At 46.8% G+C, this 13,338-nt stretch carries 12 protein-coding genes; 5 read left to right on the top strand and 7 right to left on the bottom strand.

Annotation, left to right across the window (positions count from 1 at the left end; genetic code table 11):
- Positions 1 to 17 precede the first annotated feature (17 nt).
- From ACT6R0_RS16450 to ACT6R0_RS16440, 3 genes are all read right to left on the bottom strand, one after another.
- Positions 18 to 1,775, bottom strand: a complete 1,758-nt coding sequence (locus ACT6R0_RS16450) for a WG repeat-containing protein (protein ID WP_444654787.1) — start codon at positions 1,773 to 1,775, stop codon at positions 18 to 20.
- Positions 1,776 to 1,872: 97 nt separating this feature from the next.
- The gene (locus tag ACT6R0_RS16445) at positions 1,873 to 3,138 is read right to left on the bottom strand and encodes a DEAD/DEAH box helicase (RefSeq protein WP_444654785.1); all 1,266 of its coding nucleotides are present in this window, start codon (positions 3,136 to 3,138) and stop codon (positions 1,873 to 1,875) included.
- Between the two features lie 117 nt (positions 3,139 to 3,255).
- Positions 3,256 to 4,290: a formimidoylglutamase gene (locus ACT6R0_RS16440; protein ID WP_444654783.1), complete on the bottom strand. Its 1,035-nt coding sequence runs from the start codon at positions 4,288 to 4,290 to the stop codon at positions 3,256 to 3,258.
- 101 nt (positions 4,291 to 4,391) lie between these two features.
- Between ACT6R0_RS16440 and ACT6R0_RS16435 the strand changes: the two genes are divergently transcribed.
- Complete coding sequence (locus tag ACT6R0_RS16435) at positions 4,392 to 5,276, top strand: hypothetical protein (protein WP_444667420.1); 885 nt, start codon at positions 4,392 to 4,394, stop codon at positions 5,274 to 5,276.
- A gap of 237 nt (positions 5,277 to 5,513) precedes the next feature.
- On the opposite strand, the gene hutI is transcribed toward ACT6R0_RS16435, so the two are convergent.
- Positions 5,514 to 6,749, bottom strand: coding sequence for an imidazolonepropionase (gene hutI / locus ACT6R0_RS16430; RefSeq protein WP_444654781.1), 1,236 nt, complete (start codon positions 6,747 to 6,749; stop codon positions 5,514 to 5,516).
- Between the two features lie 68 nt (positions 6,750 to 6,817).
- Between hutI and corA the strand changes: the two genes are divergently transcribed.
- Entirely contained in the window at positions 6,818 to 7,900 is a 1,083-nt protein-coding gene (gene corA, locus ACT6R0_RS16425; protein ID WP_444654779.1) for a magnesium/cobalt transporter CorA, read from the top strand.
- Positions 7,901 to 7,942: 42 nt separating this feature from the next.
- Here the strand turns inward: corA and ACT6R0_RS16420 are convergent, their stop codons facing one another.
- A complete protein-coding gene (locus tag ACT6R0_RS16420) occupies positions 7,943 to 8,440 on the bottom strand; it encodes a GNAT family N-acetyltransferase (RefSeq protein WP_444654778.1) in 498 nt (165 codons plus the stop codon).
- A gap of 131 nt (positions 8,441 to 8,571) precedes the next feature.
- Positions 8,572 to 9,969, bottom strand: coding sequence for a class II fumarate hydratase (fumC, locus tag ACT6R0_RS16415; protein WP_444654777.1), 1,398 nt, complete (start codon positions 9,967 to 9,969; stop codon positions 8,572 to 8,574).
- A gap of 189 nt (positions 9,970 to 10,158) precedes the next feature.
- Between fumC and ACT6R0_RS16410 the strand changes: the two genes are divergently transcribed.
- On the top strand, positions 10,159 to 10,353 hold the full coding sequence (locus tag ACT6R0_RS16410; RefSeq protein ID WP_444658610.1) for a hypothetical protein: 195 nt from the start codon (positions 10,159 to 10,161) through the stop codon (positions 10,351 to 10,353).
- 57 nt (positions 10,354 to 10,410) lie between these two features.
- Here ACT6R0_RS16410 and ACT6R0_RS16405 read toward each other — a convergent pair whose 3' ends face one another.
- Positions 10,411 to 11,310, bottom strand: coding sequence for an NAD(P)/FAD-dependent oxidoreductase (locus tag ACT6R0_RS16405; RefSeq protein WP_444654776.1), 900 nt, complete (start codon positions 11,308 to 11,310; stop codon positions 10,411 to 10,413).
- Positions 11,311 to 11,462: 152 nt separating this feature from the next.
- Between ACT6R0_RS16405 and ACT6R0_RS16400 the strand changes: the two genes are divergently transcribed.
- A complete protein-coding gene (locus ACT6R0_RS16400; RefSeq protein ID WP_444654775.1) occupies positions 11,463 to 11,840 on the top strand; it encodes a Fur family transcriptional regulator in 378 nt (125 codons plus the stop codon).
- A gap of 270 nt (positions 11,841 to 12,110) precedes the next feature.
- A complete protein-coding gene (gene prfA, locus ACT6R0_RS16395; protein ID WP_444654774.1) occupies positions 12,111 to 13,184 on the top strand; it encodes a peptide chain release factor 1 in 1,074 nt (357 codons plus the stop codon).
- The last annotated feature ends 154 nt before the right edge of the window (positions 13,185 to 13,338 follow it).

Below are 13,338 nucleotides of genomic sequence, written 5' to 3'. Positions count from 1 at the left end.
AAAAAATTTGAAGAGAACTACTCAAGCGCAATAAACTTACCTTTGGTGTTAACGAGAAATGTATCCTCACCTTTGCTGAACTTCATGTTCCCTTTTTCGGTGAAGTGGACATTGTCATACTCAAACGGCACCAGCACCTTACCCTTACGATCGAGGCTTCCCCATTTGCCATTAAGGCTTGCGATTATTGTTGGCCTTTCCGGCCAGTTGTGCGCCTGGTCGTATATAACAGGGACAATGAGCTTACCGGACGCATCGGCATAGCCGTACTTGTTATTTTGTACCAGCTGTACCAACCCATTACTAAAATGGCCTGCCTGTTGGTACTCTATCGGTATCACTACCTTGCCATCCAGCGTCAATACTCCCATTTTGCGTTCGCGGTACACACCTACAAGGCTGCCTTCAAACCACATGATACTTTCGGTAGGGAAGAAGTATTCTTTTCTTGTTTTGAGATCGACGAGTGCATCTTTATTATCCGCCATGACCTGTGCATAACCGTTGTACACCCTGGTTATCTTCTGATGTTTAAAAGATAAAAGCTCTATACCATTCGCATCAATGAGACCATACTTGCCATCGGGCAATTCTGCAATGATGTGATCGTCCAACTGCTTTATCTTATCGTAAGCCATTGCCACGGTAACCTTCCCATTACTGTCCATAAGCCCATGCATATTGTCAATGGCTACCAGGAAATGCGTACTGCTGAACGTTTCGATCCTGTCATAAATAAATTCTGATATTTCACGGCCGTCCGCACCCACCAGGCCAAACGCCCTTCTTCCATTAATTTCTTTTGCGGCAAGGCGTATATCGCCTTTAATGGAATTGTGAACTTCATAATATTTAAAATCGGTGATCTGCTTACCGTTCTTATCCATCAGTGCCCAAAGCCGGTCGCTGTTCATACCTGAAAAGCCATCGTCCTGATGTTCTATCGCATCATACAGCAGCGGCGTTACTTCTTTATACAACGTATCGAGCAGCCCGAACTTGTCGCCTTTCCTGTAAATGTAATGGTGGTCTGCAATGGGATAATAGACACGTTCAATAGCATCATAGTCCATTTTCCGACGGATGGTCCCATTGCTCTCTATGAACACATATTGTCCGTCCTTATAGCCAAAAAATAAACCATTGCCTTTGTACTCAAGTATTTTGTATTCTGTCGGCAACAGCGCCTTGAGATCTTCCCCATATACCCCGTGCAGGTTGTTTAGCGTCACGAAATACATTGAACCTGCATATTGCAGCCGATCGAATTTTGGCTCAAGTAATATGTTACCCAGCGTATCCATCAGGCCTTTTTTCCCACTTTCGTATATTTTTATGACAAAGTTCGGGAGTTGTTCTTCCGGCTCCAGCATGCCGTGTGGTGTCCGCATTATCCCGGAGCCAAAGTTCAATGAATGCGGTATAGTTTTGACCTTTCCCGGTGGTAGCAGCTGCGATTCGTCAAAAGGGTATGGGCAAAAGCGTTGCAGTATTTTTCCCGATGTATCCCTGATGAAATAAATGTTGGCCGTAGGCATCGTTTGCAATATCATGTCGGGCGTAAGGGCGCGGGGAGGCATTTGGGCGACCCGCATACGGGAATGGTTAAGCATGTCGACCTTTATGATCTGTGTGCCGTTATAAAAATTGTAGTAAATGATGGCTGGTTTTGTTTCCGTTTGCTGTAAGGGAAAACCTTCCTGCGCGATGGAAAACAGCGGTAGGAACAGCAGTATGATCTTAAGGCAAACGATCTTGGTAAATTTCAACCACATTGGCACATAGGGTTTGGTATAATGGTTAAGCACACATAACTTCAAACTCTGTGCCATTGATCGGTGATCTATTTAACCAGAAAAGCAAAAACGCCGGTTAGTACCAGCGTTTTTTATTTTGTTTGGAGGCTTCCGATTTTCTGGAATTGCCCTGGCCCGTCTTTTTCTTGTTGCGAAGGTCGGGTTTCTTTTCCGCATCCGGTTTTTCTGAAGCTTCTTCCCCCATTCCGTACGGGTAAGGATGCCCGTCTATAACCTTTATCTTCAGGCGGATAAGCTTCTCAATGTCCTTTAAGTATGGCTGCTCATCTTTGGCACAGAATGATATGGCCAATCCTTCATTCCCTGCACGCCCGGTACGGCCTATACGGTGTACGTAAGTTTCCGGAATGTTCGGCAGGTCAAAATTGATCACATAAGGCAGGCTCTCGATGTCGATGCCGCGTGCCGCGATGTCGGTGGCTACAAGTACAGACACTTCCTTATTCTTAAAGCCATCCAGTACGCGTACCCGGGCATTCTGCGATTTGTCACCGTGGATGGCCTCGGCATGCACGCCGTTCTTCTTCAGGGCTTTTACCACGTTATCGGCGCCATGCTTGGTACGGGTGAACACCAGTACGTTCGACAGGTTCTCGTTCCGTATCAGGTGGTAAAGCAGCTTGCGCTTATCGCCTTTGTCCACAAAATAGATCTGTTGCTTTACCCTTTCGGCAGTAGATGATACGGGTGTTACCGAAACGTATTTAGGGTCGGTAAGGAAGCTGTCGGCCAGTTCGCGTATCGCTATCGGCATGGTAGCCGAGAACAGTAATGTCTGCCTGTTATCGGGCGTAAGCTTGATGATCTTTTTAACATCGTTGATAAAGCCCATGTCAAGCATCTGGTCGGCTTCATCCAGCACCAGCGTATGCAGGTGGTCCAGGTTTATGAACCCCTGTTTGTGCAGGTCGAGAAGCCTTCCCGGCGTAGCGATGAGCACGTCAACGCCTTTCTTGAGCTGGTCGGTTTGAGAGACCTGGTTCACGCCACCAAATATGGTCAGCTGGCGGATATTGGTATATTTCCCGTAGGTTTCAAAGCTTTCGCCTATCTGTAGTGCCAGTTCGCGCGTAGGTGTTACTACCAGCGTGCGGATGTACTTTACCTTTTTAGCCGAACCAACAATGCGGTGCAGCGAGTTAAGGATTGGGATGGCAAACGCTGCGGTTTTCCCGGTACCGGTCTGTGCACAGCCTACAAGGTCGGTCCCTTCAAGAATGATGGGAATGGCCTGCTGCTGTATCGGGGTTGGAGCCTCATAACCTTCATCGGCCAGGGCTTGTTGTATATTTTTAAGTAAATTAAGGTCTTCGAATTTCATTGTAAATTAAATAAGCACTTGTAATTAATGTGCTAACGATCGGCAAAGATACGATTTATATTTGAGTGTGTGCTATTAACAGGAGATCAGGACATTGCCCAACTGTAGTAACGCTCTCTACATTTTACTCTTCGCCTTCATAAAATCGGTCACCAGGTAGGCCATGAGCTTCCCTGTAAGGTGGCTGTTCTTGTCGCTGCCCAGATCTGGCGCGCCTTCGCACAGGTGCAGGTAGGCGGCATTTTCCTGCTCGCCCATGAAATGTATGAACTTGCGGGCCTTTTCTACACTAAAGCCCGCCGGCGTCATGGCGCTGCTGGCTACATTTGGCAGCGAATCCAGGTCGATCTCGACACCAAAAGGCGCATCGCCAATAAAGTTGAGCGCGTGGATGATCTCGGCAGTAAAGCTTTTCTCCTCGCGTATGGCGATCTGCTCGTAGGTATTGAACTTGATGCGCGTGTGGTTCTCCTTAATGGTTTCCATCACGGCTTTGGACGTATAGTTCTCGTGCAGCCCGAAGATGAAGTAATTCTTCAGGAACCCTTCCTCATAAGCATATGTAAAGCCATTGCCGCTATGGCGGCCCTCGAGCATCCTGAAGTCGGTATGCGCGTCAAAATTGATGGCATTTACCGGTTTTCCTTTGGCAAGCGCGGTACCCTTAATATTGCCATAGGCGTTATTGTGGCCTCCGCCAATGATAATGGGGGTCTTTCCGGCAAGCAATATTTTGCATACAATGTGCGATACGATCTTGTCGATGCGCACAACGAGTTCCGACAGTTTTTTGCGTCCTTCTTTGGTGGCAGCATCCAGCATTGTGGCTTCCTGCATGGCTTCGGCAACATCCACATGGCCCAATATCAGCAGCTTGTTGCCCTTAAGGAACTTGTTGTGCTGCAGGTTGACAATGCTTCTTAGTGCCGACTCCCACGCTGATGCCGCGCCCGGCCTGCCGTAATTGGCACGCACCCCAATGTCTTCGGGTATGCCGAACATGACAAACTCCGCTTCGTCGGCCTTGATATGCTCCCAAATATCTGTTTCTGTGGGAGCTGTATGAATTCTCTCACCGAATTTTACCTCGCCACTACGCTGTGAGGTATACTTTGTCAGGTCATTGACCGTGAAGAGGACGATGTTTTCCATAGGTGTTTTCTTGCCTCCAAAAATAGTATTTTCACTTAATTTTGAGTTAAAAAGGGAAGGTTAAATTAAAATATATATAAATTTGGGAAAAATATTATAAGATGGAAAATCAGAAAAGCAATTCGAGTTTAAAGGCTATCATAGTAGTTTTATCTATATTATTGGTTGGTAGTCTGGCATTTATGTACAAAATGAGCACTGATAAAGTTGAAGTGCAATCAGAACTGGATAAGACTATCACCACCAAGGGTGAGCTTGAAGCAGAACTAAAAGACAAGATCGCGAGCTATGATGCTGCAATAGCAGAGAATACAGGGCTTAAAGGTGAATTGGAGGCAGAGAGGGCGAAGATCGTTGACCTTTTGGCACAGGTTGAAAAATCAAAAGGTGATGCTGCATCTTTGAATAAATTCAAGAATGACTACAGAAGGTTAAAAAGGGATTATGATGAGTTGATGGCTCAGAATAATAAACTGAAAGAAGAGAACGCAAATCTTACTACACAGCGTGACAGTACAAGGACCGCACTTGACGATTCGAAGAGGTATAACGATACATTGGTTAACCAGAATGATAACCTGAGCAAAACGGTTGAAAAAGCGCAAAAGCTACAGATCATCAACGTGCATACACAGCCTTACAAAGAGAGGAGTTCAGGTAAACTGATCCAGACCGACAAAGCCAGCAGGGTTGACAAAGTACGCATTACCTTTACCATTGCAGCGAACGAAGTAGCGCCGGCGGGAACAAGGGCATACTATGTTCAGATCATTGATCCTAAAAACAACGTGATAGGTGATAAGGCCAATGAAACATTTGGTGACTACAACCTTACCTACAGTTTTATAACCAATGCCGCCTTTGAAAATAAGACGATCACTGTGAACGAGCTTATATCAGGCAAGGACTTTGCAAAAGGGCTTTACCATGTAAACATTTTTGACAAAGGCCAGTTGGTAGCCAATACTACATTCACACTGAAATAAGACGCAATTTCATAAAGGGGGAAAAGGGAGCCGAAAGGTTCCCTTTTTTTATACATGCAAATAGTAACTATTTTAACCATATTAGATACATAGCTTTTAGTGGATCGATAGCTTGTTGGTCATAGAGATACAAAGTTTTAAGCTTCGCTTTTTAGCTATGTGGGAATATGTATCCTTTGGCCGTACTGCCTTAGCTGTTTATCCTATGCATCTATGTGGTTAAATTAATTTAGACTATTAAACCAATTTTCCATCAATAACCACGCTATCGATCAAATTGCTGCCAAATGCATACGGCAGCTGATAGTAGGACGTTAGCCGCTTGGTGATTATAAGGTTGGCGCGCTTGCCTTTGGTAATGCTTCCATGGCTGTCGCTTAATCCCATTGCATACGCCCCGTTGATGGTTGCGGCATTAATGGCTTCTTCAGGTGTCATCTTCATTTTAATGCAGGCAGTGGCAACTACCAGATTCATATTGCCCGATGGCGTTGTGCCGGGGTTGAAGTCGGTAGCCAGCGCTAATGGCAGCCCTGCTTCGAGCATTTTCCGCGCAGGCGTGTAAGGTATGCTGATGAAGAACGAGCATGTAGGAAGTGCTACGGGCATGGTATCACTGCCTTTCAGCGCTTCAATATCCTCATCGGTCACGATCTCGAGGTGGTCAACGCTCAGGGCGTTGTGTTTTACACAGGCCGCAATGCCATTGATCGCGGTGAACTGGTTTACGTGTATCTTGGGCGGAAGCCCGTAGTGTTTTCCCGCTTCCATGATGCGTTCTGTTTCTTCCACAGAAAAATAGCCTGTTTCAAGGAAAGCGTCAATATAGTCGGCCAGTTTTTCTTCGGCGATCTTTGGCAGCATCTCATTAATGATAAGGTCGATATAGCCGCTGTGGTTTTCTTTGTATTCCTTCGGAAAGGCATGTGCGCCCAGGAATGTAGCTTTGATGGCAATAGGATATTCCTGCTTCAGGCGCTTTATCACACGCAGCATCTTGAGCTCGCCGTCAACAGTAAGTCCATAGCCCGACTTGATCTCGATCGCTCCCGTGCCCTGAAGCATTACTTCTTCCAGCCTTTGGCGCGATCGGTCGTATATTTCTTCCTCAGTGGTTTCATTCAGTTTTTTGGCAGAGTTCAATATTCCCCCGCCGCGGTTGGCGATCTCCTCGTAGCTCAGCCCATTGATACGGTCTACGAATTCCTGTTCCCGGTTACCGGCATAAACGATGTGCGTATGGCTATCACACCACGCTGGCAGGACGGTCTTTCCGGTGGCATCGATAATTTGCACGCCTTCGATCTGTGGGCAGCTGTCCATTGTGCCGAAATTTTTAATAAGATCCTCCTCGATCAAAAGCCAGGCATTTTGAAGTAAAGGCAAATTTGCCATTTCGCTCCCTGAAACTTTTGTAATACCGCTTTCGCGTACCTGAAGAAGGTCCTTGATATTCGTAATTAAGATAGCCATGAATTAAACTTTTTGTAAAAATAGAATGGATTTTAAAAAACTCCTATATTTATATAAAGAAATACAACGTGGAGCGAATAAAATACCGGCACGTACGCAAAGTGCAGCCCGATTACTTTGAATATACCGGCGAATACAAGGCCGACCCTGTAGAAATGCAGCTGTTCGTTTTTAATGAGGAAGGCTATGAAGAATACCGCGACGTATCGCTGGAAAGGGTGATACAGGAGTGTAAGGACGAACGCCAGATCAATGATATTAAGTGGCTAAATGTACATGGCCTACACGATACAAAGCTCATCAGGCAGATAGGGGACCTTTTTCATGTGGACAGCCTGATAGTGGGCGACATTCTGAATACCTCACGGCGGACGCGTACAGAGGAACTGGGCGATGTGCTTTTCTTCAGCATAAAATCGGTATTGCCGGAAGAAGAAGAAGGAAGTGTAAAAACCGAGCAGGTTAGCTTCCTGCTTAAGGATATGGTCATCGTATCGTTCCAGGAGAAAAAGAGCGATTATTTTGCACACATCCGCGAGCGCATCCGTACAGGGACGGGCATTGTCCGTAAAAAGAAAAACGACTATCTATTGTACCTGATGCTCGATGCCATAATGGAGAATTTCTTCATTACCATCGAAAATTATGAAGACAGGGTAGAGGCGCTGAGTGTCGACGGCAAGGTAAGCTATAAGGCAGATTTCATTTCAGGTATTGAGAAAATGCGCGACAACCTCAATTTCATTAAGCGCTCTATCACGCCGTTGCGAGATGCCCTCTATAAACTGAAAAGCGCCAAGGATGAAGATGAGATAGAGACCATTGGCAGGCACACGCATACTTACTTTGCACGCCTGCACCAAAAATGCCTTGAGCTGCTCGATCAGGTGGAATACGACATGACATCGCTGGATAGCGCGTCCAATTTCCATTTTTCATTGCAGAGCCAGCGCATGAACCAGATCATGAAGACGCTCACTATATTTTCGGTCATCTTCATGCCGCTTACATTCATTGTAGGCGTCTATGGTATGAACTTCGAGAACATCCCCGAACTGAAAAGCGAGCATGGCTACTACTGGGTGTGGGGTACAATGGTAGCGATAACGATTATTATGGTGATCTATTTCAGGCGGAAGAAGTGGTTTTAAGTCATTTCACGATCCCTATGGCTATCGGGATCGTTTAATAACCTATTCGAAAAGCAACTGCATAAACATCAGATCAAGCCATTTCCCGAATTTATACCCGGATTCCCTGATAACCCCTGTCTCAACAAAACCGAATTTTTTATGGAACTCAATGCTTCCTGTATTATTCGCATCAATGCCGCCTATCATGCAATGGTAACCGCTTTCTTTGGCCAGCCGTATCAGCTCAGTCAGTAATAATTTGCCGATGCCTTTGCCTTCGTGCCCCGGCGCGACGTACACAGAGTGCTCTATTGTAAACCGATAGCCCTGCTTAAACCGGAACGGGCCGTACGTACCATACCCTACAACTCGGTCACCCTCCAAAGCCACGATGACCGGCCAGCGGCCATCCTGTTTTTCGGCAAACCACGTTTCGATGTACTCATAGGGCTTGGGGTCATAATCATATAGTGCCGTGCTGTGCAGGATATTGTGGTTGACGATCTCGAGTATGCCGTTGAGGTCGGCGAAGGTAGCGGAGAGAATTTTAATTTCCATGATCAAATATACTCAATTCGGTTTTTTGGTAGTAACCAATTTGCGAAATACAATAATTGTTAAGCTCTGAATGATCTTCATATAAAAAAAGACCGTCGCAAGACGGCCTTTCTTATATCATTTGAAATGGATTACTTCAATGAACCCACCATATCCTCAGGCTTCACCCAGGCATCAAAATCCTCCGGGGTCACATAGCCAAGGCGCACGGCTTCGTCTTTTAGCGTAGTGCCGTTTTTGTGGGCGGTTTGCGCGATCTCAGCGGCTTTATAGTAGCCGATCTTTGTGTTAAGGGCTGTGACCAGCATTAGTGAGTTGTCTACTAACTCTTTAATGCGTGTGTAATTCGGCTCGATGCCCTGTGCGCAATGCTCATCGAACGAAACGCATGCATCACCCAACAGCCTTGCCGACTGGAGGAAGTTGGCAGCCATGAGCGGCTTGAATACGTTAAGCTCATAGTGCCCCTGTGTACCACCTATGGTAATGGCAACATCGTTACCCATTACCTGCGCGCATACCATGGTCAATGCTTCGCACTGCGTAGGGTTTACCTTGCCCGGCATGATAGACGATCCCGGCTCGTTCTCAGGTATATATATCTCGCCAATGCCCGAACGCGGCCCCGAAGCCATCATACGGATGTCATTGGCGATCTTGTTAAGCGATACCGCAAGCTGCTTCAGCGCGCCATGCGATTCTACAATGGCATCGTGTGCGGCAAGCGCTTCAAATTTATTTTCTGCGGTCACGAACGGGTGGCCTGTAAATTTAGCAATGTATTCTGCTACCTTAACATCATAACCGTCAGGGGTATTAAGGCCTGTACCTACGGCAGTTCCGCCAAGGGCAACTTCGCCAAGGTGTGCCAGCGTATTTTTCACGGCTTTAAGGCCGTAGTTCAGCTGTGCCACATAGCCCGAAAGTTCCTGCCCAAGTGTTAGGGGAGTAGCATCCATAAGGTGCGTGCGGCCGATCTTAACCACGTTCATATATTCCTCCGACTTCTTTTTCAGCGTATCGCGAAGTTTTTCAACGCCCGGTATAGTTATTTCAACAACGGCTTTGTAGGCCGCGATGTGCATTCCTGTAGGGTAAGTATCGTTAGAGGATTGCGACTTATTCACATCGTCATTGGCTTTCAGTACAGGTTCGCCCTCGCCGATCTTGCCTCCGGCTAAGACCTGTGCGCGGTTGGCCACCACTTCATTCACGTTCATGTTGCTCTGCGTGCCCGAGCCTGTCTGCCAGATCACCAAAGGGAACTGGTCATCAAGCTTGCCTTCCAGTATTTCGTCGCATACCTGGCCTATGGCATCACGCTTTTCGGCAGAAAGTACACCAAGGTCGTGGTTAGCATAGGCAGCCGCTTTTTTCAGGTAGGCAAAACCGTTCACTATCTCCTTTGGCATTGAACCCGATGGGCCTATCTTAAAGTTATTCCTTGAACGTTCGGTTTGCGCGCCCCAGTACTTGTCGGCAGGCACCTGCACTTCACCCATAGTGTCTTTTTCGATCCTGTATTCCATTTTTTCAGAATGTTTTATTGTTGTATTTGTTTGTATATTATAGTTTCCTAATTGCCTGACAAAGTGTGCGGCGATCATGAAAGCCTGCCAAAATTAAGCATTCCCCAAATGTATAAAAAATGATTTCGTAAATAAATTTGCTGTTTTTTTGTGCCTGGGTGTTGGTCAAAAAAAATATTCCCACTATCTTTGAACCTGAATTTAATAAGCACCATTATGGAATTTTCACAATATTTAGGTTTTCTTGCTTTCCTTACTATCGCCACCATAGGTTTTTGGCTGATGATGTTCCTCGTAGGTTTTGTTGGCTACTGGGTTACCGGTGCGGCAGTTGAATTGATCAAAGAGAAACAAGCTGAGAAAAAGCTTAAAGAACGCGCCTAATTGCTTTATCAATATACACCAGATCCCGCCTTGTGCGGGATTTTTTGTTTATGATAGTTAAAACACCTCCATCGCCAGCTCTGCATTGATCATGGCGCCTGCTTTCATCCCCGATCCCACGGCTATCGCCACCGCCCTTTGGCCATTAGTGCAATCACCCGACGCAAATACTCCTGCAACGTTCGTACGCTGCATATCGTCCACCTGTATCAGGCCAAATTCATTAATTGTACACCCCAGCTTTTCGGGAATGTCAGTATGCTGCACATTCACAGGTTTCGAATAGATCGCATCCATGCTTTGGCGGCTGCCGTCTTCAAAAACAATGCTGTTCACATAGCCATCGGTATGATCCAGTTCGGCGATCTTCACGTTATTAATGCTGATGTTATTTTTAGCGAACTTCTCTAATTGTTCCGTTGTGAATTCTGCCTTACCATTGGTATAAATGCTGAGGTCGTCCGTCAATTGCGACACCAGCAGAGCATAGTGGTATGCCGCATCGCCATTCGCCAGTATTCCTGTCTTTTTGCCGCGAACCTCATAGCCGTGGCAGTAGGGGCAATGCACGACCGACTTCGCCCAGCATTCCGTAAAGCCTTTAATGTCCGGCATGATGTCGATCACACCTGTCGCCACCAGCAGTTTTTTTGAATTATAGGCTATTCCCGATGCCGTTATTACTTCAAATCCGCCATCTTTCTTTATGGCTTCCTTTGCGGTATCGGTGATGAATTCCACTGTAGGGTAAGCCAATACCTGTTCTTGAGCCTTGGCCGAAATATCGCCCGGAACGGCGCCATCGTGCGTAATGAAATTGTGCGAGTGCGGTGTAAAACGGTTGCATGGCTTCCCGCTGTCGATAATGAGCACGTTGCGCAGTGTCCGTCCTAATGCCATGGCCGCCGACAGCCCGCTGTAGCTCCCGCCGATGATGATAATGTCGTATTTTTTCATGATGATTTGAGATTAAGTATATAAAGTAAACCTGGCACATTAGAGTCAGCACGTCCCGTCTCCCTCTCCTTTGGAGAGGGCCGGGGAGAGGACAAACTTTATTTTGCAAATATAAATTAAATCCGTATTATTGCAACATAATTGCATTAATTATGAAACGCCGCAACACCCCCGCCAAGAACACCATACTCAACCTGCTGAAAAACGCGGGCAATGCACTGAGCCAGGAAATGATAGAAGCCGAAGTGAAGGGCGAAATGGACCGCGTGACCATCTACCGCGTGCTGAACAGCTTTTGCGAGGACGGCGTGACCCACCGCATCCTGAGTGACGAAGGCAAATACTACTTCGCCCTCTGCCTGGACTGCGGCGACCATGCGCACCACACGCATGATCACTTCCATTTCCGTTGCGTAGGGTGCCAAAAGGTAGAATGCCTTGAAGAACAGGTCACGGTGCAGTTGCCGCAAGGCTACAGGAAAGAAAGCATCAGCAGTTGGGTAACGGGGTATTGTGCTATGTGTTTGTAGTACAATTAGTATAAAGTGAGCGGATTTGAGTGAAGCTCGGCCTTAAAATTTTCGCGTAAAAATCAAGGAAAGGTTCAGCGTTGGGAGAAGGAGGGCGACCCGCGAGCGAAGAACTTGTTCGAGCGGCTCGGGTTGCTAGAGACGAAGCTTTGCGTAGATTTTAAGTGAAAAATTTGGAGCCTTGAATTTTTGCTTTTTTTGTTTCAAGACAAAAGAAGATGAATTGGAACAATTTTTGTAATTTTGCACCTCGAAATAAGGAGAAAGAAAATGTTAGACAGGCTACAATACATAAAGCAGCGTTTTGACGAGGTATCCGACCTCGTTATCCAACCGGACATCATTGCCGACCAGAAGCGCTATGTACAACTCAATAAAGAATATAAAGACCTTAAGGCACTCGTAGACAAACGTGAGGAATACCTTACCGTAACGGGCAACCTGAAAGAGGCACAGGAAATAATCGCCGACGGCAGCGACGCGGAAATGGTCGAAATGGCCAAGATGCAGCTGGACGAAGCTAAGGAAAGGCTTCCGCAACTGGAGGACGAGATCAGGTTCCTGCTGATACCTAAGGATGTAGAGGACGCGAAGAACGTAATGGTCGAAGTCCGTGCCGGTGCCGGTGGCGACGAGGCCAGTATCTTTGCGGGCGACCTTTTCAGGATGTATACCAAGTATTGCGAGGGCAGGGGATGGCGTACCAACGTGGTCGATATGAATGAAGGAACTTCGGGCGGCTTCAAGGAGGTTATCTTTGAAGTGACGGGTGAAGACGTATATGGCACCCTTAAGTTCGAGGCCGGCGTACACCGTGTACAGCGCGTGCCGCAAACCGAGACACAGGGCCGCGTACACACTTCGGCGGCTACTGTGATGGTACTTCCGGAAGCGGAAGAATTCGACGTGCAGATCGATATGAACGATGTGCGTATCGACTACTTCTGTTCCTCAGGGCCGGGCGGGCAGTCGGTGAACACGACCAAATCGGCCGTACGTATGACGCACGTGCCAACAGGCCTTGTGGCACAGTGCCAGGACGAAAAATCACAGCATAAGAACAAAGACAGGGCGTTGCAGGTACTGCGTTCGCGCCTGTATGAAATGGAGCTTGCAAAAAAACAGGAGGAAGACGCCAAAAAGCGTTCGTCGCAGGTAAGCAGCGGCGACCGTTCGGCTAAGATACGCACCTACAACTATTCACAGGGTCGCATCACCGATCACAGGATCGGCCTCAGCATCTTCGACCTGGACGGCTTCATGAACGGCAACATCCAGAAAATGATCGAAGAGCTCCAACTGGTCAACAACACCGAAAAGCTCAAAGAAAGCGAAGTATATTAATAAAGGATCCCGATGTAAATCGGGATTTTTTTGCTCTAATGTGTTCGTACGGTTGTGTCATTTAGAGTAGAGCACACCGGATACTAGAATTACCATTATTCAAGTATGAACAATTTTTACATTCATGAAGTTAAATTTTTGTTATATTTACGAT

This window comes from Flavobacterium sp. (assembly GCF_052437795.1).
Taxonomy (GTDB): Bacteria; Bacteroidota; Bacteroidia; order Flavobacteriales; family Flavobacteriaceae; genus Flavobacterium.
Note: the sequence above shows the minus strand (reverse complement) of the source record. Positions and strands in the feature narration are given on the sequence as shown.

What these genes read in the sequence shown, in the direction of transcription:
- ACT6R0_RS16435 (WP_444667420.1), top strand. Translation starts at nt 4,392, where the DNA reads ATGGAAAATCAGAAAAGCAATTCGAGTTTAAAGGCTATCATAGTAGTT.
- ACT6R0_RS16420 (WP_444654778.1), bottom strand. Translation starts at nt 8,440, where the DNA reads ATGGAAATTAAAATTCTCTCCGCTACCTTCGCCGACCTCAACGGCATA.
- ACT6R0_RS16400 (WP_444654775.1), top strand. Translation starts at nt 11,463, where the DNA reads ATGAAACGCCGCAACACCCCCGCCAAGAACACCATACTCAACCTGCTG.
- ACT6R0_RS16450 (WP_444654787.1), bottom strand. Translation starts at nt 1,775, where the DNA reads ATGTGGTTGAAATTTACCAAGATCGTTTGCCTTAAGATCATACTGCTG.
- ACT6R0_RS16445 (WP_444654785.1), bottom strand. Translation starts at nt 3,138, where the DNA reads ATGAAATTCGAAGACCTTAATTTACTTAAAAATATACAACAAGCCCTG.
- ACT6R0_RS16405 (WP_444654776.1), bottom strand. Translation starts at nt 11,310, where the DNA reads ATGAAAAAATACGACATTATCATCATCGGCGGGAGCTACAGCGGGCTG.
- fumC (WP_444654777.1), bottom strand. Translation starts at nt 9,969, where the DNA reads ATGGAATACAGGATCGAAAAAGACACTATGGGTGAAGTGCAGGTGCCT.
- hutI (WP_444654781.1), bottom strand. Translation starts at nt 6,749, where the DNA reads ATGGCTATCTTAATTACGAATATCAAGGACCTTCTTCAGGTACGCGAA.
- ACT6R0_RS16440 (WP_444654783.1), bottom strand. Translation starts at nt 4,290, where the DNA reads ATGGAAAACATCGTCCTCTTCACGGTCAATGACCTGACAAAGTATACC.
- prfA (WP_444654774.1), top strand. Translation starts at nt 12,111, where the DNA reads ATGTTAGACAGGCTACAATACATAAAGCAGCGTTTTGACGAGGTATCC.